20 protein-coding genes are annotated in these 23,190 nt (G+C 71.8%); 8 read left to right on the top strand and 12 right to left on the bottom strand.

The genetic code is table 11. The annotated features are described in order from the left end of the window. Positions 1-204 precede the first annotated feature (204 nt). Positions 205-879, bottom strand: a complete 675-nt coding sequence (locus ACFT9I_RS04975) for a response regulator (protein ID WP_382560809.1) — start codon at positions 877-879, stop codon at positions 205-207. Continuing rightward, a complete protein-coding gene (locus ACFT9I_RS04970; RefSeq protein ID WP_382560806.1) occupies positions 876-2,099 on the bottom strand; it encodes a sensor histidine kinase in 1,224 nt (407 codons plus the stop codon). Before ACFT9I_RS04970 ends, ACFT9I_RS04975 begins: the two co-directional genes overlap by 4 nt. A 706-nt stretch (positions 2,100-2,805) precedes the next feature. Here ACFT9I_RS04970 and ACFT9I_RS04965 point away from each other — a divergent pair. Further along, positions 2,806-3,585, top strand: a complete 780-nt coding sequence (locus tag ACFT9I_RS04965; protein WP_382560804.1) for an SDR family NAD(P)-dependent oxidoreductase — start codon at positions 2,806-2,808, stop codon at positions 3,583-3,585. Positions 3,586-3,599: 14 nt separating this feature from the next. Here ACFT9I_RS04965 and alc read toward each other — a convergent pair whose 3' ends face one another. Continuing rightward, a complete protein-coding gene (alc, locus tag ACFT9I_RS04960) occupies positions 3,600-4,718 on the bottom strand; it encodes an allantoicase (RefSeq protein WP_382560841.1) in 1,119 nt (372 codons plus the stop codon). Positions 4,719-4,762: 44 nt separating this feature from the next. After that, the gene (allB, locus tag ACFT9I_RS04955; protein WP_382560838.1) at positions 4,763-6,115 is read right to left on the bottom strand and encodes an allantoinase AllB; all 1,353 of its coding nucleotides are present in this window, start codon (positions 6,113-6,115) and stop codon (positions 4,763-4,765) included. A gap of 404 nt (positions 6,116-6,519) precedes the next feature. On the opposite strand from allB, the gene ACFT9I_RS04950 reads away from it, so the two are divergent. After that, positions 6,520-7,344, top strand: coding sequence for an IclR family transcriptional regulator (locus ACFT9I_RS04950; RefSeq protein ID WP_382560801.1), 825 nt, complete (start codon positions 6,520-6,522; stop codon positions 7,342-7,344). A 322-nt stretch (positions 7,345-7,666) separates the two neighbouring features. Here the strand turns inward: ACFT9I_RS04950 and ACFT9I_RS04945 are convergent, their stop codons facing one another. Further along, a complete protein-coding gene (locus ACFT9I_RS04945; RefSeq protein WP_382560799.1) occupies positions 7,667-7,978 on the bottom strand; it encodes a DUF5955 family protein in 312 nt (103 codons plus the stop codon). Positions 7,979-8,248: 270 nt separating this feature from the next. On the opposite strand from ACFT9I_RS04945, the gene ACFT9I_RS04940 reads away from it, so the two are divergent. Together ACFT9I_RS04940 and aceB are read left to right on the top strand one after the other, a co-directional pair. Next, on the top strand, positions 8,249-8,860 hold the full coding sequence (locus tag ACFT9I_RS04940; RefSeq protein ID WP_382560796.1) for an NTP transferase domain-containing protein: 612 nt from the start codon (positions 8,249-8,251) through the stop codon (positions 8,858-8,860). Between the two features lie 217 nt (positions 8,861-9,077). Next, positions 9,078-10,700 carry a malate synthase A gene (gene aceB / locus ACFT9I_RS04935; RefSeq protein ID WP_382560793.1) on the top strand — a complete coding sequence of 541 codons (1,623 nt, stop codon included), beginning with the start codon at positions 9,078-9,080 and terminating at the stop codon, positions 10,698-10,700. Positions 10,701-10,760: 60 nt separating this feature from the next. Here aceB and ACFT9I_RS04930 read toward each other — a convergent pair whose 3' ends face one another. The 3 genes from ACFT9I_RS04930 to ACFT9I_RS04920 all read right to left on the bottom strand — a co-directional run bounded on the left by ACFT9I_RS04930 (position 10,761) and on the right by ACFT9I_RS04920 (position 13,704). Further along, on the bottom strand, positions 10,761-11,816 hold the full coding sequence (locus ACFT9I_RS04930; RefSeq protein WP_382560791.1) for a prolyl oligopeptidase family serine peptidase: 1,056 nt from the start codon (positions 11,814-11,816) through the stop codon (positions 10,761-10,763). Positions 11,817-11,902: 86 nt separating this feature from the next. Then, positions 11,903-12,748 (bottom strand): helix-turn-helix transcriptional regulator, encoded by an 846-nt coding sequence (locus tag ACFT9I_RS04925; protein WP_382560788.1) that lies wholly within the window; start codon positions 12,746-12,748, stop codon positions 11,903-11,905. A gap of 2 nt (positions 12,749-12,750) precedes the next feature. Next, a complete protein-coding gene (locus ACFT9I_RS04920; protein ID WP_382560785.1) occupies positions 12,751-13,704 on the bottom strand; it encodes an SDR family oxidoreductase in 954 nt (317 codons plus the stop codon). Positions 13,705-13,889: 185 nt separating this feature from the next. Here ACFT9I_RS04920 and ACFT9I_RS04915 point away from each other — a divergent pair, with 185 nt between their 5' ends. Beyond that, entirely contained in the window at positions 13,890-14,513 is a 624-nt protein-coding gene (locus ACFT9I_RS04915) for a GNAT family N-acetyltransferase (RefSeq protein ID WP_382560782.1), read from the top strand. Between the two features lie 43 nt (positions 14,514-14,556). Here the strand turns inward: ACFT9I_RS04915 and ACFT9I_RS04910 are convergent, their stop codons facing one another. After that, positions 14,557-16,179: an NnrS multi-domain protein gene (locus ACFT9I_RS04910; RefSeq protein ID WP_382560779.1), complete on the bottom strand. Its 1,623-nt coding sequence runs from the start codon at positions 16,177-16,179 to the stop codon at positions 14,557-14,559. 98 nt (positions 16,180-16,277) lie between these two features. Here ACFT9I_RS04910 and ACFT9I_RS04905 point away from each other — a divergent pair, with 98 nt between their 5' ends. Further along, complete coding sequence (locus ACFT9I_RS04905) at positions 16,278-16,892, top strand: TIGR03086 family metal-binding protein (protein WP_382560776.1); 615 nt, start codon at positions 16,278-16,280, stop codon at positions 16,890-16,892. Positions 16,893-16,898: 6 nt separating this feature from the next. Here ACFT9I_RS04905 and ACFT9I_RS04900 read toward each other — a convergent pair whose 3' ends face one another. After that, complete coding sequence (locus ACFT9I_RS04900) at positions 16,899-19,139, bottom strand: hypothetical protein (RefSeq protein WP_382560773.1); 2,241 nt, start codon at positions 19,137-19,139, stop codon at positions 16,899-16,901. 151 nt (positions 19,140-19,290) lie between these two features. On the opposite strand from ACFT9I_RS04900, the gene ACFT9I_RS04895 reads away from it, so the two are divergent. Further along, entirely contained in the window at positions 19,291-20,115 is an 825-nt protein-coding gene (locus ACFT9I_RS04895) for a chitosanase (RefSeq protein ID WP_382560770.1), read from the top strand. 36 nt (positions 20,116-20,151) lie between these two features. Here ACFT9I_RS04895 and ACFT9I_RS04890 read toward each other — a convergent pair whose 3' ends face one another. Beyond that, positions 20,152-20,529, bottom strand: coding sequence for a VOC family protein (locus tag ACFT9I_RS04890; RefSeq protein WP_382560767.1), 378 nt, complete (start codon positions 20,527-20,529; stop codon positions 20,152-20,154). A 146-nt stretch (positions 20,530-20,675) separates the two neighbouring features. On the opposite strand from ACFT9I_RS04890, the gene ACFT9I_RS04885 reads away from it, so the two are divergent. Then, positions 20,676-21,554: a chitosanase gene (locus ACFT9I_RS04885; protein ID WP_382560765.1), complete on the top strand. Its 879-nt coding sequence runs from the start codon at positions 20,676-20,678 to the stop codon at positions 21,552-21,554. Positions 21,555-21,606: 52 nt separating this feature from the next. Here the strand turns inward: ACFT9I_RS04885 and ACFT9I_RS04880 are convergent, their stop codons facing one another. Then, positions 21,607-23,028 (bottom strand): nucleobase:cation symporter-2 family protein, encoded by a 1,422-nt coding sequence (locus ACFT9I_RS04880; RefSeq protein ID WP_382560835.1) that lies wholly within the window; start codon positions 23,026-23,028, stop codon positions 21,607-21,609. Between the last annotated feature and the right edge of the window lie 162 nt (positions 23,029-23,190).

The following is a 23,190-nucleotide window of genomic DNA, read 5'->3' as shown; positions in this document are numbered from 1 at the left end:
CCCGGCCAACGCTCCCCAGCCACAGCCCTCGGGCCGGTCTTCAAAGTAGCGCCGTCCGCCCGCAGGGCGGGGCCCGCGGCGTCTGGTGCGGTGCATCGCAAGGCGGAGGATCGGCCTCGTACCGGGCGTACTTGGCCGACTCCGACAACGCGGCGACGTGCCGTGCCAGGCGCCGCGGGCCAGGCGGGACTTTGAAGACAGGCCCTAGTCGCCGTCCGGCACCAGGTCCGCGTCGTGGACCAACAGGGCGATCTGTACACGGTTGTTGAGGTCGAGCTTGGCCAGGATGCGGGACACGTGCGCCTTGACCGTGGGGACGCTCATGAACAGTTCCGCCGCGATCTCCGCGTTGGAGTTGCCGCGTCCCACGGCGAGCGCCACCTCCCGCTCGCGCTCCCCGAGCCGGGTCAGCCGGTCGGTCGCCGTGTCCTTGCGCGCACCGGTCGGCGCCCCCGCGACATGGTGCATCAGCTGGCGGGTGACGGCCGGGGAGAGCACGGGCTCGCCCGCCGCCACCTGCCGTACCGCCGCGACGATCTCGGCCGGGGGCGTGTCCTTCAGGACGAACCCGGCGGCGCCCGCGCGCAGCGCCCGCAGCACCTGCTCGTCGGCGTGGAACGTGGTCAGGACGAGGACTTCGGGCGCTCCGGCGCGCGCCCGCAGCAGTTCGGTGGCGGTGAGGCCGTCCATGACGGGCATCCGGATGTCCATGAGCACGACGTCGGGCGTGCGTTCGCGGACGAGCGTCTCGACCTCGGAGCCATCGGACGCCTCCCCCACGATCTCGACGCCGTCCGCACCGCCCATCATGAAGGTCAGTCCGGCGCGTACGAGGGGGTCGTCGTCGACGATGAGCAGCCGGATGGGCGTCGTGGTCATGGGGACCACGGTAGCCAGGCCTTGACGGCGAATCCGCCGTCGCCCGTCGGGCCGTGCTCGAACCGGCCACCGGCGAGGGTGGCGCGTTCGGTCAGTCCGATCAGCCCCTGGCCGGATCCGGGCACGGCCGGGACCGGGCCGAGCGGTGCCTCGTTGCGTACCTCGACGGTGAGTCCGTCCCCCGGGCCGCCGCTCACCAGGACGGTGGTGCCGGTGCCGGGTGCGTGCTTGCGCGCATTGGTCAGGCCCTCCTGGGCGATGCGGTAGGCGGTACGGCCGGTGGCGGACGGTACGGCCTCCGGGTCGTCGACGCCGCTGTCGAGGGTGACCTTCATCCCGGCCTCGCGGGACTCGGCGACCAGGGCGTCGAGGGTGACGAGGGTGGGCTGCGGTCGCTCGCCGTCGTCGCCGGGCGCGCGCAGCACGCCGATGATCATGCGCAGGTCCTGCAGCGCCTCGTGGGCGCTGTCGCGGATCACACTCGCGGCTCTGGCCACCTCGGGAGGCGGCGCGTCGGGTCTGAACTCCAGCGCGCCCGCGTGGACGCTGAGCAGCGTCAGCCGGTGCGCCAGCACGTCGTGCATCTCGCGGGCGATGGCCTCGCGGGCCAGCCGCTGGGCCTGCTCGGCCCGGAGCGCGGCCTCGTTCTCGGCGCGTACGGCGCGTTCGCGCAGTGCGACGACGAGTTGCCGGCGGGCCCGTACGAGCATGCCCCAGGCGAGGGCGAGCAGGATGAGGAGCGCTCCGAGGATGACGGCGAAGAGATGGGAGATGGTCGGGTCGGGGCGCAGATACGCCTGGCCGGTCATGCCGATCAGGCCGAGGACCGCGACGTAGGCCACGGGCTTGAACGGCCGGTGGATGGCCAGGCTGAACAGCGCCACCAGGGCGGCCCCGACCGCCGTCGGCGCGACGACCTCCACCACGACGAGACAGAGGGCCAGCCCCACCGGCCAGCGCCGCCGCACCCAGAGCGCGCAGCAGGCCGCGAGGCCGATCAGCAGGTCGGCCATGATGAGCGGTTCACTGTTGCCCGCCTGCTCGGCCGTGTCCAGCGCGAGCATGCCGACGAAGACGGCGAAGAAGAAGACGATCAGGTCCACGACCCAGTCCCGCACGGTCCGCCGCTGCCGCCGCCCGCCCCGCTTCCCGGCGGAATCGGGCCCGGCGGGCCCCGCCATGGCCGAAGGCAGCAGCCAGGGGTACTCCGTACGCGTCATACGACCAATCTATGCAGGTGGGACGCGGCACGCTGCCCGGTGAACGGCGACGGCTACCAAAGTCGCGGGGTCACCGACTTAGGTCCTGTCCGGCGGAGCTTCGGGGATCGGCCCGGGGGCCGGCCGCGGGTGCCTCGCGAGGCGGAGGACCGGCCTTGCCGGCGGCCCGGCCCCGTACTTTGGCCGGCTCCGACGACGCAGGGGCACCTCCCGCCGCGGCAGCGGCCGATGTCACCGCGGCGCCCCGGGCCCAGCCCCCGAAAACCCACCGGACCGCCTGGGGCGGGGCGTTCGACTCGGGAGCGTAGGACGAAGCGGGGCAGTTGGCGCCGACTCGCCGCGGCAGCGACTGGAAGTCGCAAGGCGACGCGAGAGCGGTGCTCCGTCCTGTGGTCGCACGTGGTGGACGCGACACGATCCCCCGTGCGGTCGGACGACGCGCTTCGCGGGCACTCGACGGGCCCGGACGCTCCCGCGCCGCGCGGACGGAGCGGGGCCGTGACCACGCCACGTACGCCTGTGGCGTCGGCGATACGGCGGCGTGCGAGCCCGCCGGGTGCGCGTGGCCGGCCGGCGGCGCCCGTCCGCGCCCGTCCGCGTCCGATTCCCGCCGGTGGCGCGCGCGGGCGGCGGGTTTGATCGAGGTCATCCGCAGCACCCATTCGTCGCCCGCCGTTCGCGGGCGACCGATCGAAGGACGCACCACATGTCTGTGTCTGTATCCAGTTCCGCGCCCGCCGCGCCCGCCGCGCCCGCCGGCCGGACCGCGCTGGTCACCGGTGGCAGCCGGGGTATCGGGGCCGCCGTCGCCCTGCGGCTCGCCCAGGAAGGAGTGGATGTCGCCATCACGTACGTCGCGGACGAGGCCGCCGCCCGGGAGGTCGTACGGAAGATCGAGGCGACCGGTCGGCGCGGGCTCGCGCTGCGGGCCGACTCGGCGGACCCGGCCGAGGCCGTGGGCGTGGTGGAGCGGGCCGTCGGCGGTCTCGGCGGACGGCTCGACGTCCTCGTGAACAACGTCGGCATCGGGCTGCTCGGCCCCCTGGACTCCTTCCCGGCGGCCGATGTCGGCCGGCTGCTGGCCGTGAATGTCCAGGGCGTCTTCCTCACCACGCAGGCCGCGGCCACGAAGCTCGTGCGCGGCGGCCGGATCGTCACCGTCGGCAGTTGCATGACCCAGCGGGTACCCGGCCCCGGCGGCACGCTCTACGCGACGAGCAAGTCCGCGCTGATCGGCCTGACGAAGGCGCTGGCAAGGGAGTTGGGCGAGCGGGGGATCACCGCGAACATCGTCCACCCGGGTCCGACCGACACGGACATGAACCCGGCCGACGGCCCGTACGCGGCGGGTCAGAGCGCGATGACGGCGCTCGGCCGGTACGGGTCCGCCGACGAGGTCGCGTCGATGGTGGCGTTCCTGGCGAGTGACGAGGCGGCGTACGTCACGGGCGCCGAGTTCGCGGTGGACGGCGGGCACGCGGCGTAGGACCGCGCCCCCCGTCAGCCACCCAACTCCCGATGGCGTAGGGCCAGTCGGGCCGCCCCCTCCTCGGTGAGCGAGCCGAAGAGGCGCAGTCGGGAGATGCCGCCGTCCGGGAAGATGTCGATCCGGACCTGACGGGCGGTCACGGGGCGGTCGAGGACGAAGCGGTGGTTGGTGTCGGGCTGGAGGCGGGTGCGGGGCAGGACCTCGGTCCAGTCCCCGTCGCCCGCTCCCGGCGCCCCGTCGCGTACGGAAAGTGCCGCCCAGCCCGCCGAGTTGCCCTTCAGATACGCCGTGTCGATCTCGACGGCGCGGATCTCGGACCGCTCGGCCAGCTCGTAGCGGATCCAGTCGTTGCCCTTGTCGCGGCGCCGGCGCGTCTCCCAGCCGTCGTCCATCTGACGCGAGCGGCCCGGCTGAATGGTGTTGGTGGCGGGTGAGTAGAAGCGGTCGGAGGCGTCCTCGACCCGGCCGCCGTTCTCCAGGGCGACGAGGTCGAACGTACCGAGCGCGGCCAGCCACTCCGGGTCGGGCACGACGTCGCCGTACACCCGTAGACGCGCGATGCCGCCGTCGGGATGCTGGTTGAGCCGAAGATGGGTGAAGCGCCGCTCGGCGTCGACGGTGAAGCCGTTGGCCGCGTGCCCGCCAACGGGCGTACGGGGTACGAGGGTTGTCCACGTGACACCGTCGGCGAGCAGGTCCTCGGGGGACGGGGAGCCGGGCACGGACGTCGCCTCGACGGACACGGCCTGCGGATAGTTGCCCCGGAAGTGGGCGGTGTCGACCACGATGCCGCGCACGACGCCGGGGGCGCCGAGCCGTACGAGGGCCCAGTCGTGGTCCTCGTCGGTGGGGTGCGGCCGGGCGGCGGAGGCGCCGCGCCTGCGGCGGGTCTCCCAGCCGTCCATGATCTTGCCCTTGTGTCCGAAGTGCTCCGGGTCGAACTCGGCGGGGCCCGGCTTCAGCAGGTTCTCGCGCTCGGCGAAGAACTCGTCGTTGGCGGCGATGACACCGGCGCCGAGCCTGCGGTCGGCCAGGTCGACGAGATGGGTGAAGGCGAGGTCGGCGGAGCGGTGGTCGGCGTACGGGTCACCGCCGCCGTACGGCCTGGCGTCACCCGTGAAGCAGGGCACGACGGGGGGAACCGGGGGCGTGGGCAAGGGGCTGGTGGCCACGGTCAGTTGTTCCTTTCGAGCAGTCGGCCCGAGGGCTCGGCGATGACTCCGTCGGCGACGATCCGCCGGCCGCGCAGCCAGGTCGACCTGACGACGCCGTACAGCGTCCTGCCCGCGTACGCGGTGACGCGGTTGCGGTGCTGGAGCGCGGCGGGATCGACGGTGAACGATTCGTCGGGCGCGAGGACCGCGAAGTCGGCGTCGCGGCCCGCCTCGACGGCGCCCTTCCTGTCGAGCCCGGCCAGCGCGGCGGGGGCCGTCGACATCCAGCGGGCCACGTCGTCCAGTGAGTGACCGCGCCGGCGGGCCTCGGTCCAGATGGCGGGCAGACCGAGCTGGAGGGAGGAGATGCCGCCCCACGCGGTCGCGAAGTCGGAGGTCTTGAGGTCGGTGGTGGAGGGCGAGTGGTCGGAGACGACGCAGTCGATCGTGCCGTCGGCGAGCCCCTGCCAGAGGGCGTCCTGGTTCGCGGCCTCGCGGATGGGCGGACAGCACTTGAACTCCGTCGCGCCGTCCGGGACTTCCTCGGCCGTGAGGGTGAGGAAGTGCGGGCAGGACTCGACGGTCAGCCGCACGCCCTCCCGCTTGGCCGCGGCGATCAGCGGGAGGGCGTCGGCCGACGACAGATGCAGGACGTGGACGCGGGCGTCCAGCCGGCGGGCCGCCGCGATCAGGCCCGCTATCGCGGCGTTCTCGGCGTCACGGGGCCGGGAGGCGAGGAAGTCGGCGTACTTCGCGCCGGCGCGCTGCGGCGCCGCGGCCAGTTCGCGCGGGTCCTCGGCGTGCACGATGAGCAGCCCGCCGAAGCCGGCGATCTCGGCGAGCGATCGGTCGAGCTGCGCGGCGTCCAGTTCGGGGAACTCCTCGACACCGGACGGCGACAGGAACGCCTTGAAGCCGAACACCCCGGCGTCGTGCAGGGACTTGAGGTCTTCCACGTTGTCGGGGAGCGCGCCGCCCCAGAACCCGACGTCGATGTGCGCCTTGGGGCCGGCGACCTCCCGTTTGATCCGGAGGTGGGCCGTCGTGGTGGTCGGCGGGAGGGAGTTGAGCGGCATGTCGACGAGGGTGGTGATGCCGCCGGACGCCGCCGCGCGGGTGGCGGTCCAGAAGCCCTCCCACTCGGCGCGGCCGGGGTCGTTCACATGCACATGGGTGTCGACGAGGCCGGGGAGGACGACATCGTCGCCGACGTCCTCCAGTCGGGCGCCGGGGGGCAGTTCGGAGCCGTACCCCCGCTCGTACGGGAGCACGGCCGCGATCGTGCCGCCGGCGACGGCGACCGACGCGGGGCGGGTGCCCTCGGGGGTCACGACGCGCGTCGAGCGCAGCACCAGGTCCACGTTCCGGTCCAGGTCGGTCACCGGCCACCCTCACTTCCGTACGTCCGTACGTCCGTACTGTCCACACTGTCCACGCGGAACTGTCCACGCGAACGCATCATCGAATTCAACGAACTGTTGAAGGAGTCTTCATGCCGGACCGGGGTCCGTCAAGGCCGCTCCGCCCGGAACGCGCCCGCTGCACTACACTGAAGTATTTCCACAGAGCGAAACTCAACTTTCGCCAACCAGAAGCCCACGCCATCACCAACCGTACGGACCGATCACGCCGGGTGACGGCCGACACCCGGACAGACACCCCCTGACCGGCGAATACGTGGCGCGGCCGACCGGCCCGCGGACCGGTGGCCCGTCGGACCGCCCGGTAAACTGCTGACTCGCCCAGCCCGTTCCGACGCCCCGAAAGGACCGTTGTTGTGCCGACGTCCAGCGCCGCCAGTGCCAGCGCCACCGACGCCGCCAAGCCCGCATCCGCGAGCGGCGGCGTCCAGTCCCTCGAACGCGCCTTCGACCTGTTGGAGCGGATGGCGGACGCGGGCGGCGAGGTCGGCCTGAGCGAGCTCTCGGCCAGCAGCGGTCTGCCCCTGCCGACCATCCACCGGCTGATGCGCACGCTCGTCGCCTGCGGATACGTACGACAGCAGTCGAACCGCCGGTACGCGCTCGGCCCGCGCCTCATCCGGCTCGGCGAGTCCGCGTCGCGGCTGCTCGGCACCTGGGCGCGGCCGTATCTGGCGCGGCTGGTCGAGGAGACCGGCGAGACGGCGAACATGGCGCTGCTCGACGGCGACGAGATCGTGTACGTGGCACAGGTGCCGTCCAAGCACTCGATGCGGATGTTCACCGAGGTCGGCAGGCGGGTGCTCCCCCACTCCACGGGCGTGGGCAAGGCGCTCCTCGCGCACACGCCGGCCGACGAGGTACGGGCGCTGCTCGCGCGTACGGGCATGCCGGCGGCCACGGAGAAGACGATCACGACGCCGGACGGCTTCCTCGCGGCGCTCGACGTGGTGCGCGGGACCGGTTACGCGGTGGACGACAACGAGCAGGAGATGGGGGTCCGCTGCCTGGCGGTCCCGGTGCCCAACTCCCCCACGCCGGCGGCGATTTCGATCTCGGGGCCGGCCGGTCGGGTCACGGAGACGGCCACCGAGAGGATCGTGCCGATACTGCAGGAAGTGGCGCGGGAGCTGTCCGAGGCGCTGGCGAGCACGGCCGCGGCGGCGCAACAGCAGTCGTAAGTCCCGACCGCTCGGCCATTCGAAACATGAGGCCCGAGACACGAGCGCCGTACGCCCCAATCCCCTGGAACGTACGGCGCTCAGGCACCTCGCAACCGATACCCGATACCTGAAAGACCGGGTGAGCGGCAGCGCCCCCTAGGGGGTGTCTTGTCGATCTTGCCGGGCTCGCGGTCCCTGGCACCGCGCCTCGCCGCGTTGTCGTCGGTCGGCATGGCTCCGCCATGCCTCCCTCCTCCGCCTTGCGATCCACGGCACCAGACCCCGCTCCCTGATCCGGCCTGATCGACAAGACACCCCCTGGTGCCTCTCAGTGCCCTGATCAGTGCGCTAATTCTCCGAAGAGGTCGACCGCCTTCCTGACATCCATCAAGGTGGGCGCCAACGCGCTCACCGAGCCGATCGAGCCGACGATCAGCAGCAGCGAGCGACGCATCCGCAGAATCTCCGGATCGCCTCCCGCCACCATCGCGGCCATCGCGGCGAGTTCTTCCTCCGCGATCCCTCTGTCTCTGAACTCACTCGGATACACGGCGAGTTCCCGCCTGAGACGCGCTACGGCGAATCGCAGCCCGGTCAGTCTTGGATCCTCGCCCCGCTCTGTCACTCGCGTATGCCCCACGCTCCGCAACAAAGTTCTTCCCCCTCGCACGCCATGGTGCATGTGCCTTCGGCATGGTGCTCGCCCCTCCGGCGCCTCCCTTGAAACACGCCCGGCGCCGTGAGACGCGGGACAGTAAACGCCACACGGGCGGCCATGCGCCACCGGATGGACAATATTCAACTTGTTCGTCCGACGTATCGCCAGGTGGGGGCCGCGCAACGATCTGACGCACCGTCCGACAGCGCCGGGCGCTGTGGCGCAAAAGGGCGCTTGTGGGCCCGGGTGAGGTATGCAGAACCCATGAATGACAACGATCACGGAGAGTCGCCGGTCGTCGGGCTGCTGCTCGCGGCGGGCGGCGGGCGGCGGCTGGGCGGGCGGCCGAAGGCGCTGCTGCCGTACCGGGGGCGCCCGCTGGTGGAGCACGCCGCGCGGTCGCTGCGCGACGGCGGCTGCGAGCGGGTGCATGTGGTGCTCGGCGCCGCCGCCGCCGAGGTACGGGCCCGCGCCGTACTGCCGGGCTGCGTACTGGTCGACAACCCGGAGTGGACCGGCGGCATGGGCTCGTCACTACGCGCGGGCCTGGCCTCGCTGGCGGCGGCCTCCACCCACTCCGCCGCGCTGGTGATGCTGGTGGACCAGCCGGGAATCGGCCCGGCGGCCGTGGCACGGGTACGGGCCGCGTACCGCTCCCCCGGCACACTCGCCGCGGCCTCCTACGGAGGCGAGCGCGGGCATCCGGTGCTGTTCGGCGCGGACCACTGGGCCGGGATCGCGGCGGATGCGACGGGCGATCAGGGGGCACGCGGCTATCTGAGGTCCCACGCGCGCGACATCGTGCTCGTGGAGTGCGGGGATGTCGCGGAGGCGTACGACATCGACACGGAGGAGGATCTGTCGCACCTTGAGTAAGGACGGTGGCACTGAGCGCCACGGTCTGTCGTGCCAGAGAATCTCGACATCAACAAACCATTGAACTTCCACAATGAGGAAACTACTATCCACAGGCCAGAAGCGCCCGACCCCCCGGAAGGCGCCCGCGACCACACCCCGGCGTCCCGGCACCCAGTGCCTCCCACCTGACCCGGCGGTCGCCGAGGGCCGCCGCCCGTCGAAGGAGTGACAGCTCATGTCCGCACCAGCGCCGTCCCCACTGGCCGTCGTCGATGCCGACACCCTGCCCCGGCAGGACGAGGTTCTCGACCACGCGGCTCTCGCCTTCGTGGCCGAACTGCACCGGAGGTTCACCCCCCGGCGTGACGAACTCCTGGCCCGCAGGGGCGAGCGCCGCGCGGAGATCGCCCGTACGTCGACGCTGGACTTCCTGCCCGAGACCGCGGCCGTACGCGAGGACGACTCCTGGCGCGTCGCGCCGTCCCCGGCCGCGTTGAACGACCGCCGGGTGGAGATCACCGGACCCACCGACCGGAAGATGACGATCAACGCGCTCAACTCCGGCGCGAAGATCTGGCTCGCGGACTTCGAGGACGCCTCGGCTCCCACCTGGGAGAACGTCATCACCGGCCAGCTCAACCTGATGGACGCCTACGCGCGGAAGGTCGACTTCACCGACCCGGCGTCCGGCAAGTCGTACGCCCTCAAGGACGCCGACGAACTCGCGACGGTCGTCATGCGCCCGCGCGGCTGGCATCTGGACGAGCGCCACCTCCAGGCCGAGGGACGCGTGGTCCCCGGCGCGCTGGTCGACTTCGGACTGTACTTCTTCCACAACGCCGAGCGGCTCGTCGAGCTGGGCAAGGGCCCGTACTTCTATCTGCCGAAGACCGAGTCGTACCTGGAAGCGCGGCTCTGGAACGACGTGTTCGTCTTCGCCCAGGAGTACGTGGGCATCCCGCAGGGCACCGTCCGCGCGACCGTACTGATCGAGACGATCACCGCGGCGTACGAGATGGACGAGATCCTGTACGAACTCCGCGACCACGCCTCCGGGTTGAACGCCGGCCGCTGGGACTATCTCTTCTCGATCGTCAAGAACTTCCGGGACGGCGGCCCCAAGTTCGTCCTGCCGGACCGCAACGCGGTGACGATGACGGCCCCGTTCATGCGCGCGTACACCGAACTCCTCGTCCGCACCTGCCACAAGCGCGGCGCGCATGCCATCGGCGGCATGGCGGCCTTCATCCCCTCCCGGCGCGACCCCGAGGTCAACAAGGTCGCCTTCGCCAAGGTCAAGGACGACAAGGACCGCGAGGCGGCGGACGGCTTCGACGGCTCCTGGGTCGCCCACCCCGACCTGGTCCCGATCGCGATGGCGTCCTTCGACGCCGTCCTGGGCGAGCGCCCGAACCAGAAGGACCGCCTCCGCGAGGACGTCTCGGTGACGGCGCCCGAACTGATTGCGATCGACTCCCTCGACGCCAGGCCCACCTACCAGGGCCTGATCGGCGCGGTCCAGGTCGGCATCCGCTACATCGAGGCGTGGCTGCGCGGCCTCGGCGCGGTCGCCATCTTCAACCTGATGGAGGACGCGGCGACGGCGGAGATCTCCCGCTCCCAGATCTGGCAGTGGATCAACGCGGGGGTGGTCTTCGAGAACGGCGAGACGGCCACCGCCGACCTGGCCCGCAAGATCGCGGCGGAGGAACTGGCCGCGATCCGCGCGGAGATCGGCGAGGAGTCCTTCACGGCGGGCAAGTGGCAGCAGGCCCACGACCTGCTGCTGACGGTGGCACTGGACGAGACCTACGAGGACTTCCTGACGCTCCCGGCCTACGAACAACTCCGGGGCTGACGGCCACCACGGCTACGGCGTCGTTGTCGCCACCGTGACGGCCGTGACGGCCGTTCGCGGTCAGGAGCCGAGGTGCTTGGCGAGGAAGCCGGTGATGTGGCCGAGGACTTCCTCGGTGGACCAGGGAAGTGCGGCCTCGGGGTCGCCGAGCATGGCCGAGAGATCGCCGTGCCTGGCGCCGGTCAGCACGTAGCGGGTGCTCTCCACACCGTGTTCGAGCAGGGCGGTGTGGAGCAGCAGGGACTGGCTGGGGGGAACCACGTTGTCGGCGCTGCCGTGGAAGTGCAGGAACGGGGGTGTCCGGGCGGTGACGTACCTGGTGGGGTCGGCGGCGGCGACGGCCTCAGAATCGTCCGCCAGCGACAGGCCCGTGGCCGGGCCGAAGACGAACGCCGCCGCGGGGGTGCCGGGCCGTAGGAGCGCCTGTCGCGCCTCGGGGTCGAAGTCGGCGACGAACTTCAGCAGGTCGCTGAGGCCGAACTGGTTGATCACGGCCTGGACATCGCCGCTGAATCCGGGGGTGTCTGGCGGTCCGGGGGTGTTCGGCGTCTCGAACCCGGCGACCGCTCGGGTGGTGCCGACCAGGGAGGCCAGGTATCCGCCGGCCGACTCGCCCCAGACCGCGACCTTCGAGGTGTCGAGGCCGTACCGCGCCCCGTGGGCGCGCAGGAAGCGGATCGCGGACTTCGCGTCAGCGACGGCGTCGCGGTACGTCGCGCCGTTGAGCACGGTGCGGTATTCGGCGCTCGCGACCGCGTATCCGGCTTCGGCGACGTAGGTCCGGCGTTCGGGTGCCGCCTCCTTCCTCGCGAGGACGAAGCCGCCGCCCGGCAGGTAGACCACCAGCGGCTTGGGCCCCGGTGTCTGCGGCACCAGGAGGTCCAGGCGCAGCGGCAGGTCCTGGCCGTCGGCGTCCTCGCGGGTCGCGTAGACGATGTCGGCGTGCGTGGTGACGCCGACGGCGCCGGTGCGGATCTGCGGCCCGGCGGCAGCGGGGAGCACGACGCTGGTGCTGTTGTCGCTGGGCGCGACGGAACGGGCCAGGACTATCTCCGGCATGGTCCCGGGGGCACCCTCGGGTGCTGCGGAGAAGGCCGGCCGCGGGCTGTGGGTCACTTCGGATTCCTTGCGTCTTCGCAGGTGGGGTGTGGTTCACATGGCCCGCGTTCTTCGCACGGGCGACGTGGCGACGTGGCGACCGGCTACGGGGTCGAGGGAAGTTTCTGAGCGCCGATCACCGAGAGCAGCTGGAGCTTGTCGTAGCTGTCGCTGCCGGGCGTGGCGGTGAAGATCAGCAGGGCCTGGTCCTGTTCGAGGTCGTACAGCATCTGGCAGTCCACCTCGAGCACGCCCATCTCGGCGGTCCGGATGCGTTTGCGGTGGCCGCGCCGGGCGGTGATCTCGTGCTCGCTCCAGAGCCGGGCGAACTCGGGGCTGACGTCGAGAAGCCCCCGGGCGAGGGTGGCGGCTCGGCCTGCCGGGCCCTGGCGGGCGGCGAGGGACCGCAGGTCGGCGGTGAAGGCCCGGCTGTGCATGTCGTGGTCCTCGCGCGGGTAGAGCCGGCGGGTGTCGGGCCGGGTGAACCAGCGGTGGAACATGGAGCGGTCGGGGCCGGCGTAGGCGGTCTCGTCGCCGAGCAGCGCGACGGCCGGCGGGGTCTGCAGCAGGGTCTCGCCGAGGCTGGTGACGACCTGCGCCGGGGTGTCCTGCAGCCGGTCGAGCACGCGCATGAGCCCGGCGTCGACGTGCTCCAGGCGTGGGTCGCGGGCCGGCGGGGGGTGCCCGGCCAGGCGGAACAGATGGTCGCGCTCGTCCAGGGACAGATGCAGGCCCCGGGCGATGGCGGCCAGCATCGGCTCCGAGGGGCGGCTGCCGCGCTGCTGCTCGATACGGCTGTAGTAGTCGGCCGACATGCCGCACAGTGCCGCGACCTCCTCGCGGCGCAGCCCGCCGGTGCGCCGGCGCGGCCCCCGGGGCAGCCCCACGTCCTCGGGCTGCAGCGCCTCGCGACGGGTGCGGAGGAAGTCGGCGAGCTGGCCGCGGTCCATGCTCAGCGCGCCGCGGGGACCGCTGGGAAGCCGACGTCGGCCAGCCGCTCGGCCTCGGCCCAGATCCGGCTCGCCGAGTCACGGTCCTCGGCGGTGCGGTAGAGCTTCTGCTCGGCGGGCCCGCCGGTGAGGTGGGCGAAGCCGTCGGGACCGTAGAAGACGCCGCCCCGCGCGTCGGGGCTGGTCGCCGCGTACAGCGTCGGCAGCACCCCGGTCTCGGGCCACTGCACGAGGAACGGGAGGATCTTCGGTGCCTGCCGGAAGGTCTTCGTACGCATGCTGATCTTGTCGCTGCCCAGGTTCCACCCCGAGGTCTGCAGGTTGGTCACCGTCAGGCCCGGGTGCGCCGTGTTGGACACGATGCCCCAGCCTGCCGCGCGGCTGCGCCGGTCCAGTTCGAGCGCGAACAGCATCTGGGCCAGCTTGGACTGGCCGTACGCCTTCATGGCCTCGTACTTGCCCCGGTACTGCAGGTCGTCCCACCGGAAGGACCCCGAGCGGGCGGCGAGGGCGGACAGCGACGTCACCCGCGCGGATGCCTCGCGCAGCAGCGGGAAGATACGGGCGGTCAGCGCGAAGTGGCCCAGGAAGTTGGTGCCGAATTGCAGCTCGAACCCGTCCTGGGTCTCGTGGCGGGTCGGCGGAGTCATCACCGCGGCGTTGTTGATCAGGATGTCGACCGGTCGGCCGTCCGCGAGGAGTCTGTCGCCCAGCGCGCGGACCGACTCCAGCGACGCGAGGTCGAGATCCGTCGTGGTGACCCTGGCTCGCGGCGCGGCGGCGCGGATGCGCTCGACCGCGGCCGCGCCCTTGCGCGGGTTACGGACCGGCAGCACCAGCTCGGCCCCCGCCGAGGCGAGCCGGACGGCGATCTGCAGCCCCAGCCCGTCGCTCGCACCGGTGACGACGGCCAGCTTCCCGGCCTGGTCGGGGATCTCGTACGTGGTCCTGGTCATCTCTGTCGGCTCCTTCGCGCAGCCTGCTGCGGTAATTCCTGGGCTGCTTCCAGCGTGCCGGATCGCCGCGGCCGGATTCAGGGACGGTTTGTCCGTGGATACCGGGGACCAGTCTTCTCCGGGCCGGGCGACCGCGCACCCCGCCGTCATTGCGAGAGCGCTCTCAAGCGGGTCACAATCGCGGCATGGCCTTCATACGTTCGTATCGTCCCGGCGACCGCCCCGCGGTGTTCGACATCTGTGTGCGGACCGCTGACGCCGGCGGGGACTCGCGGCATCTGTACCCGGACAGTGAGCTGGTGCCCAGCATCTTCGCCGCGCCGTATGTGGAGTTGGAGCCGGAGTTGGCCTTCGTGCTGGACGACGGGGAGGGGCGGGCCGTCGGGTATGTGCTGGGGGTCGAGGACACTCCGCGGTTCGTGAAGGCCTTCCGGCGGGACTGGCTGCCCGTCGTGGGGGAGCGTTTTCCGGCGCCGGGTCAGGACGTGGGGACGCCTACTCCGAGCGACGTCATGGCGGGCCTGCTGCACGATCCCGAGCGGATGGTGCTGCCCGAACTCGTCGATCATCCGGCGCACCTGCACATCGACCTGCTGCCGGAGTGGCAGGGGCAGGGGCACGGCAGGGCGCTGATTCTCGCGCTCCTCGACGCGCTGCGTGGCAAGGGTGTGGGCGCCGTGCATCTGTCGATGCTGACCGCGAACACCGGGGCGCGGGCCTTCTACGACCGGGTGGGGTTCTACGAGATCGACGTGCCGGGGGCGGACGCGGGCGAGGTGACGTATCTGGGACGCAGTACTGAGGCGTAGTACTGAGGCGTAGTACTGGGGCGTAGTGCGACGCCCTGAGGACTTATCCGGCGGCTGCCTCCCACGCGCGGGCGGGGAACGCGCACGTCGCCTTGGCGTGGTCGGCGGGCAGCAGTCGGACCTGGGCCGCGGGGACCTTGAAGGCCGCTTCGGTGTCCTGGTGCCACAGGGCCGCCTCCCCGTCGGTGACGCCGAACGACAGGAGGGGGCGGGCCGGGTCGAGTTCGCCGTCCTGGACGTTCAACTCGGCCTTGGGGACGGTCGGTTCGACGCACATCCAGGTCGGCTCGACACCGAAGTAGGCCGGCGGCCGGGTCCGGTGTTCCGCCGCCGACCTCACCGTGTCGACGGCGGCGCCGGCGGAGTCCAGCGCCAGCAGGAGGACCTGGGCGACCACCAGGATCTGCGCGACCACGTACAGCGGGGCGTTGAGCTGCTCGCCGGGGCGCAGGTAGGTGACGTGGAGGTGCTTGGCCATGCCCCAGAGGGCGGGCACGACCAGCGCCACGCTCAGGAAGCTCAGCACCTTCAGCGCGGAGATGGCCTGCCAGATGCCCGGTACGTCCAAGTCCCCTGGTGACAGGCCCAGTTCGGTCGCGTAGATCGCGTGCAGCACCGATCCCGACGCCACGACGAACGACGCGAGCACGGTGAACGCCACGGGCGCCGCCCATGCCAGCCACTCGCCCCAGGTCCACTGCCGCACGAGCAGCCAGATGCCGGTGACGGTGGTCAGCGCCGCCGCGAGCGTCAGCACCTGCGAGGGGGGCCACCCGCCCTCCGGCGCCCCGGGGCCGATCGCGAGGAAGAGAAGGAAGCCCGACACCACGGATGTGACGAAGACGCTGAGCGCACGGCCGCCGGAGAGAAACATCCGGCTGCCGACGCGCAGGGCCGCGGCGAAGCACGCCGCGGCGAACAGCGACCACAGCCAGACTCGGAAGCCGGACTGCTGTCTGGCGACCACCGCGCAGAACGACATCGCCGCGAGCCAGGCGAAGAGCCGGTACATCCACCGCTGGCGGTCCTCCTCACGGCGGGCGACGATATGGGCGCGTTCCTTCCCGTACAGCGGGCGGACGTCGGTGCCGGTGCCGGCCGGGGCGCCGCCGCCCGGCAGGGTCATCCGGGACAGGCGTCTGGCCTCCGACGCCGTGCCGGTGACGAGCATCCCCGTGTCGTGACGTCCCCGCCGTTCCGTGTACCGGGCGCGTTCCAGGGCCAGTTGGCGGCGCAGTCGTCCGGCGACGGTGAGCGGGCGGGGCGGGGGGCCGCCCGCGGGCCGGTGGGCCGGGCGACGGGCGGGGCGGTGGGCGACTGTGTGGACCAGCCACTCCGTCAGCAACTCGCGGTCCCGCTCGACCAGTTCGCAGCGGCGTACGTGCATCTCCAGCCGTGCGGCCTTCGCCAGCCGCTCCACCCGCCAGACCGCCGCGCGCTCGGTCCTGCGGTTGCGCGCGCCGAACAGGCGGACCTCCACGACGTAGAGCCGCGAGGCCGGGTCCGGGCGCAGTACGCCGGCGGATATCCCCTCACCGCGTACGGAACCGTCGACGAGCGGCCAGCCGCGTTGCTCGAACTCCCGCTCCGCCTGCTCCCAGTCGCGTTCCCGTCCCCTGACCTCGACCAGAGCCAGCACCCTCTGGTCGTACCGCACACCCTGCACACGAGCCCCCTTCTCCGTCCTGTGGCCGCGCTGGCACCGTAGGGCATGACAGGTACCGGGCGGCGATGAGTTTTGGTGATCGAGCGGGTCTACCGTGCATGGACACCCATACGGATACGCAACTTCCCGACCACGGACCCGCCTGTCGCAGCCTGGCCGGGCTGCTCGACGCCATCGACGACAAGCAGCTCGGGGCGCCCACGCCGTGCCCGGACTACACCGTGCGGGAGCTGCTCGCGCATCTTGTCGGGCTGACCGTCGCCTTTCGGGACGCCGGGAAGAAGGCCCTGGGGCCGACGACCGACACGCCGCCGACCGAAGGTCTGCCGCAGTTGGAGGACGGATGGCGGGCGGCGCTGCCGGCGCAGCTGGACGGGCTGGTCGAGGTCTGGCGTTCGCCCGACGCCTGGCAGGGCTTCACCCGGGCCGGTGGCGTGGATCTGCCGGCCCAGGTGGCGGGGATCGTCGCGCTGAACGAGTTGGTCGTGCACGGCTGGGACCTGGCGCGCAGCACCGGGCAGGCGTACGAGGTCGACCGGGCGAGCCTGGAGGCGACGCTGGCGTTCCTCGAACCTGCGGCGGCGAGCGCGGAGGCGGGCGACGCACCGGAGGGGCTGTTCGGCCCGCCCGTCCACGTACCGGCCGACGCGCCGCTGCTCGACCGGGTCATCGGGCTGAGCGGGCGCCGGCCGGACTGGCGGCCCGGGGAGTAACGCGTCCTACGCCCCGTTCTCCACCGTACGCAGCAGTGCTCGCGCCTCTTCGCGGAAGCGGGCGTCCGCGCGGACCGCGTCGTTGGAGAAGCCGGGTATGAAGACGTGCGCGTCGCGCTCCGCCAAGTCGGTCAGTCGGCGGAGCTGATCCGCCGTCAAGTTCCTTGCCCCGAAGGCCCGTAGGAAGTCCAGGGCCGATTGCGGGTCCGCGTTGGTCTCGGCGGATGTCAGGGCCGCGTCCGCCAGGCGGGCGCGGTCCTGGCCCGTCGGGTCGACGGTGAGGAGGGCGAGCGCCGCTGCCGCCGCGTGGTCGGGGTGGGCCAGTTTGCGCTCCAGGAGCGGGGCGAGGGGGCGGCCCGGCTCTCCGAGCGCGCCCGCCGCACCGGCCGCGCGGACGTTCTGCCAGCGTGTCCAGTCCCCGTCGGCCTCCTCCAGCACTCCGGCGATGATCGCCACGGCTTCGTCCGTGCTGCCCGTGAGCCGCCACAGCGCGCGGGCGATCTCCGTGTCGCCGTCGAGGCGGGGGTTCGTGCGCCCCTCCTCCGAGGAGGCACCCTGCTTGCGAGCGGTGTCGCTCAGCGCGGCACGCAGGTACGGCAGCAGCGCCGACGCCTCCGAACCGTCCAGCTCTCCCGCGAGTTTCGCCGCGTCGGCCACGTCCCGGTCGCCGGAGACCAGCGCGTCGGTGACGGCCCGTACCAGCGGTCCGGTCTCCCCCGTGAGCCGGTGCAGCGCCGATCCCACGTCGAGCGGGCTCTGCTCGGTGAGGTCCGCCGCGTGCAGCGCCGCCGCCACGCGGTCGCGTTCCTCCGGCGGACAGACGGCGGGCAGGGCGCGCAGTACGACGAAGGGGTACCGGTCCAGCGCCGCCAGCAGGTCCGGCACGGCCGGTGCCGCGCGTTGCCCCCAGCCGGCCAGGACCAGGCCGAGGTGGATCGACTCGTTCCACGCGATGTCGCTGTCCGCCAGCCGGGCCCGGACGGCGTCCAGCAGTTCCGGCACATACGGGAACGGGTCCGGGCCCCCTTCGCGGGCGGCCCCGTCCCATCCCCCGGGACGCGTCTTCGCCGCCGCGTCGAGCGCCTTCGGCCGGCGCGGCAGGTCGGCGGCCAGCAGCGGGGCCGCCGTCTCCGGGGCCACCCCGACCAGCGCCGCCAACGCGCGGTCGGCCAGCTCTCCACCCTCGGTGGCGAGGGCCGTGAGCGCGGGGACGGCGGGTGCCGCGTACTCACCGAGTTGCGTGACGACCGAGAGGGCGGGGCCCGCCGACGACGGATCGACCAGCAGCGCGGCCAACGGCCCGGCGAGGCGGGCCGGTGCGGCGCGGGAGACGTCGCAGGCGTGCTCGGCCGCCGCGATCGCCTCGCCGCGCGCGTCGGCGTCCGGATGCCGCAGCCCGGCCTCGGTCAGCGAGAACGCGGCCTCCCGCGCCTCGTCGGTGTCCCGGTCCAGCAGTCCCTCAACCACGTACCGCAGCGGCTCGTTCTGCTCCATGTCGAACCGGCCCGCGACCAGCGGCTCAAGCGGCAGCAGGGAGATGAGCGTGTCGTGATGGACCGCCGTCCACGGCAGCTCCGCGTCCACACAGGCCAGCAGCGCGGCCAGTCGCACCGGCGCGGCCTCCGCACCGCCTCCGTCACCGCCGCCTCCGTCACCGCCGTCCCCGTCGCCGTCCGCGTCACCCCGCGAGGCCCCGAGCACGGCCGTCTCGAACTCCCCCGCACCCGCCGGGTCGAGCCACACCGTCCCCGCGAGCACCTCCGCCCGCACCAGCGGATCCAGCTCGCCCTCCCAGCACCGTCGCAGCACCGGGAGCACCTGCTCCGCCGCGCCCGTCCTGGCCGCCGCCCAGACCGCCGCCTGCCGGACAGAGGTGTCGGCGGACTCGATCAGCGGGAGTATCAGGGGCAGTTGGGCGGTCACCGCCTCCCGGCACGCGCCGGTCGTGTCACTCCGCTCGTCCTCGCTCTCGGCGATGCAGCCGAGCAGCAGAAGCATGTCGGCCGGTCTGACTCCTGCGGCGGCCAGCCGGGCGGGATACGGCACGGCATGGGCCGTGGCCTCGTACACCGACCCCTGGTGGACGATGTTTCCGTAGAGCTCGTACAGCGCCTCTTCCGCCTCCTCGGCGTCGTCGCTCGCCAACGCCCGCAGCTGGTCGGGGACATCGTCGGCGCTTCCATAGGCGTGCTCCCGTTCCGCCCATGGCTGTGCGTCGAGATTGGCGAAAATCTGTGCGAGATCCATGGAGAGAATCCTGGCACGAGCCTCTGACAACGCCGCCCGCCCGGCCGCCGCGGGCGGACCGCCTGTGCGTCCGTGGCAGCGGGGCTGTTGACTGGGGCCGTGACCCGGGCCGGGCCGAACCGGACCCCGGGCCGTGAGGAAAGGCCGCTCCATGCCGTACGCGCTCCGCCGTCTCCTGCTCGCACCGCTGCTGGCGCTCGCCACCCTGTGCGTGGGCACGGCGTGCACCGCCGCCGCAGGCGAGGACACGGCCACGGCACTGGACGACCCGGCGAAGAAGGAGATCGCGATGCGGCTGGTCTCCAGCGCCGAGAACTCCTCGCTCGACTGGAAGGCCCAGTACCGCTACGTCGAGGACATCGGCGACGGCCGCGGCTACACCGCCGGCATCGTCGGCTTCTGCACCGGCTGCGGCGATCTGCTCAAGGTGGTCGAGCGTTACGTGGCGGCCCGGCCGGACGGCAATGTGCTGAAGCCCTTCCTCCCGGCGCTCCGCGAAGTCAAGGGCAGCGAATCGCACGACGGGCTCGGCAGCGCGTTCGTCACCGCGTGGCGCGAGGCGGCCGACGATCCGGCGTTCAGGAAGACGCAGGACGACGAGCGCGACCGGATCTACTTCGACCCCGCCGTGGCCGCGGGGAAGGGCGACGGGCTGGGCGCGCTGGGGCAGTTCATCTACTACGACGCGTACGTGATGCACGGCTTCCGCGACGCACGCGGCTCGGTCGGCTTCCGTACGATGCGCCAACAGGCCCTGAAGAAGGCCGAGTCACCGGCGAAGGGCGGGGACGAGGCCGCGTACCTGAACGCGTTCCTCGACGCCCGCGTCGACGCGATGCGCCGCGAACCGTCGCACTCGGACACCAGCCGCGTCGAGACCGCGCAGCGCGTCTTCCTCGACGCGGGCAATCTGGACCTCGAACCGCCGCTCAAGTGGAAGGTGTACGGGGACAGTTATCGCATCGACGCGAGCTGAGCCCGGCCGGTCGAAGCAACCCGCCCCTGGCCCCTCTCACTCGATCAGCGTCCGCTTCGGACGCACCACACAGAACTCGTTGCCCTCGGGGTCGGCCAGCACCGTCCACGACTCGTCGCCCGTCTGTCCGACATCGACGCGCCGCGCGCCGAGCGCGATCAGGCGGTCGATCTCGGCGTCGCGGTCCTCCGCGACCGTCGTCAGGTCGAGGTGGAGACGGTTCTTGACGGTCTTGCGCTCCGTCGCGGGCACCGGCATGAAGCACATGCCGACCGGTGCGGACTCGTCCGGGCCGATGACCACCTCCCGTTCGCGCTCGGACAGCACGCGCCAGTCCAGCGCCGCCGCCCAGAAGCGGGCGAGGCCGGGCAGATCGTGCGCGTCGACGACGATGTGATGCAGGCTCACGGGCATGGCGGCAGTATGCGCCCGGCCCGCTCCCCCGCGCACCCTGGATTTCTTTGACGCGCCATGGGTGTACGTGACCGTCAACCTTCGGTAGGAAAGCTTCCTAACAGAAACCGAACCGATCGGTTTCGGTCATCCCCCATGGAGGTCCGGTGCCAACCCCCCACAACCGCACCCGCACATTCGGGCTCGTTCCCCGCGTCCTGCTCGGTCTCGTCCTCGTCGCGGGACCCGTCACGGCCGTCGCGCACGCGTCGCCCGGAGCGGACAGGGCCGCCGACGTCACAGCGGCGGCAGGCACGGCAGCAGCAGCCGTCGCCGCCCCCGGCCTGGACGACCCGGCGAAGAAGGAGATCGCGATGCAGCTGGTCTCCAGCGCCGAGAACTCCTCACTCGACTGGAAAGGCCAGTACGACTACATAGAGGACATCGGCGACGGCCGCGGCTACACCGCCGGCATCATCGGCTTCTGCTCCGGCACCAGCGACATGCTGGACCTGGTCGAGCTCTACACCGAGCGCGAGCCGGACAACCCCCTCGCCCGCTACCTGCCCGCGCTGCGTGCCGTCGACGGCACGGACTCGCACGAAGGGCTCGACCCCGGCTACACCGACGCCTGGAAGGAGGCGGCCCAGGACCCCGCGTTCCAGACCGCGCAGAACGACGAGCGCGACCGCGTGTACTTCAACCCGGCGGTGAACCGCGGTAAGGAGGACGGCATCGGCACGCTGGGGCAGTTCGCGTACTACGACGCCATCGTCATGCACGGCGACGGGGACTCCGACGTCAGCTTCAGCGGTATCCGCCAGCGGGCGTTGAACGAGGCCCGGCCGCCGTCGGAGGGCGGCGACGAGACCGCGTACCTGAACGCCTTCCTCGACGCCCGGGTCTGGGCGATGAAGCAGGAGGAGGCGCACGAGGACACCAGCCGGGTGGACACCGCACAGCGGGTGTTCCTCGACGCGGGCAATCTGAACCTGGACCCGCCGCTCGACTGGAAGGTGTACGAGGAGGACTTCCACATCGGCTGATCCAGCGCGCGTGGGACCGTCGGCGCCGGGGCAGCCCGGCGCCGACCGGCGCTCAGTGCTGTGCCGCGGGGGCCGGCGCCTTGCCGGCCTCGGCGGAGGCCGCGGAAGCGGCGACGGCCTCCGCCGGCTCCGAAGTCCCTTTGCCACCCCAGTGGTTGAAGGCCAGGTTCAGCACGATCGCCACCACACACCCCGTACTGATCCCGGAGTCGAGCACCACCAGCAGATCCTTCGGGAACGCGTGGTAGAACTCCGGCGCCGCGATCGGTATCAGGCCGATGCCGACGGCGGCGGCCACTATCAGCGCGTTCTCGCCCTTCTCCAGCGCGGCGGTCGCCAGCGTCTGGATGCCGCTCGCCGCGACCGAGCCGAAGAGCACGATGCCCGCGCCGCCGAGGACCGGCAGCGGGACGAGCGCGATCACCGAGGCCAGCACGGGGCACAGGCCCAGCAGAATGAGGATGCCGCCGCCCGCGGCGACGACGAAGCGGCTGCGGACCTTGGTCATGGCGACCAGTCCGATGTTCTGCGCGAAGGCGCTGCACATGAAGCCGTTGAAGAGCGGGCTGATGGCGCTGCCCAGCGTGTCGGCGCGCAGTCCGCCCTCGATGACGCGCTCGTCCGCCGGCCGGTCCACGATCTTGCCGAGCGCCAGCATGTCGGCGGTCGACTCCGTCATGCAGACGAGCATCACGATGCACATGGAGATGATCGCCGCGATCTCGAACTGCGGCGCCCCGAAGTGGAACGGCGTCGGGAAGCCGACGAGATCCGCGTCCTTGATCGCGTCGAAATTCGTCATGTTCATCGGGATCGCCACGAGGGTGCCGACGACCAGGCCGAGCAGGATGGCGATCTGCTGCAGGAAGCCGCGCAGCAGCTTCCGCAGGACCAGCACGATCAGCAGGGTGAGGCCGGCCATCCCGATGTTCTTCATGGAGCCGTAGCCGTCGGCCGTGGCATCGCCGCCCTGCGACCAGTTGAAGGCCACCGGGAGGAGGGAGACACCGATCAGGGTGATGACGGTGCCGGTGACGACGGGTGGGAAGAAGCGGACCAGTTTGGAGAAGTAGGGCGTGAGGATGAATCCCAGCACGCTGGCGACGATGATCGCGCCGAAGATGACGGTGATGCCCTCGGCGCCGCGCTCCCGCCCGATGGCGACCATCGGTGTCACACCGGCGAACGAGACGCCGTTGACGAACGGCAGACGCGCGCCGACCTTCCAGAAGCCGAGGGTCTGGAGCAGCGTGGCGATGCCGGCGGTGAAGAGGCTGGCGCCCATGAGGAACGCGGTGTCCCGGGCGTTCAGGCCCACGGCGGGCCCGACGATCATCGGCGGGGCCACCACACCCGCGTACATGGCGGCCACGTGCTGCAGGCCGCTGGTGAACATCTTGAAGGGCGGCAGCGTCTCGTCGACCGGATGCTTGCGATCCGGGTCGGGGATCTCGCCGGATATTTCGCTGGGTATCTCGTCGCGGGCGGGTACGTCTTTGCGAAGCCTGGGCTTGGCGGCCACGGGTGTTCCTCCGGTCGGTTACGCGTCGGCGGCGACGCGGGTATCAGGGAGGTGCTGGGGATGGCGAAACGTGGGGCGTGGGGACGTGCGAGGGCGTGCGAGGGCGTGCGAGGG

The organism is Streptomyces sp. NPDC057137 (assembly GCF_042670825.1).
GTDB lineage: Bacteria > Actinomycetota > Actinomycetes > Streptomycetales > Streptomycetaceae > Streptomyces.
Note: the sequence above shows the minus strand (reverse complement) of the source record. Positions and strands in the feature narration are given on the sequence as shown.

Bases quoted from the DNA above. Each gene is read 5' to 3' on its own strand.
- ACFT9I_RS04905 (WP_382560776.1), top strand. From the start codon at position 16,278: ATGGACACCCATACGGATACGCAACTTCCCGACCACGGACCCGCCTGT.
- ACFT9I_RS04915 (WP_382560782.1), top strand. From the start codon at position 13,890: ATGGCCTTCATACGTTCGTATCGTCCCGGCGACCGCCCCGCGGTGTTC.
- ACFT9I_RS04900 (WP_382560773.1), bottom strand. From the start codon at position 19,139: ATGGATCTCGCACAGATTTTCGCCAATCTCGACGCACAGCCATGGGCG.
- ACFT9I_RS04965 (WP_382560804.1), top strand. From the start codon at position 2,806: ATGTCTGTGTCTGTATCCAGTTCCGCGCCCGCCGCGCCCGCCGCGCCC.
- ACFT9I_RS04970 (WP_382560806.1), bottom strand. From the start codon at position 2,099: ATGACGCGTACGGAGTACCCCTGGCTGCTGCCTTCGGCCATGGCGGGG.
- ACFT9I_RS04920 (WP_382560785.1), bottom strand. From the start codon at position 13,704: ATGACCAGGACCACGTACGAGATCCCCGACCAGGCCGGGAAGCTGGCC.
- ACFT9I_RS04940 (WP_382560796.1), top strand. From the start codon at position 8,249: ATGAATGACAACGATCACGGAGAGTCGCCGGTCGTCGGGCTGCTGCTC.
- ACFT9I_RS04975 (WP_382560809.1), bottom strand. From the start codon at position 879: ATGACCACGACGCCCATCCGGCTGCTCATCGTCGACGACGACCCCCTC.
- aceB (WP_382560793.1), top strand. From the start codon at position 9,078: ATGTCCGCACCAGCGCCGTCCCCACTGGCCGTCGTCGATGCCGACACC.
- ACFT9I_RS04895 (WP_382560770.1), top strand. From the start codon at position 19,291: ATGCCGTACGCGCTCCGCCGTCTCCTGCTCGCACCGCTGCTGGCGCTC.
- ACFT9I_RS04925 (WP_382560788.1), bottom strand. From the start codon at position 12,748: ATGGACCGCGGCCAGCTCGCCGACTTCCTCCGCACCCGTCGCGAGGCG.
- ACFT9I_RS04890 (WP_382560767.1), bottom strand. From the start codon at position 20,529: ATGCCCGTGAGCCTGCATCACATCGTCGTCGACGCGCACGATCTGCCC.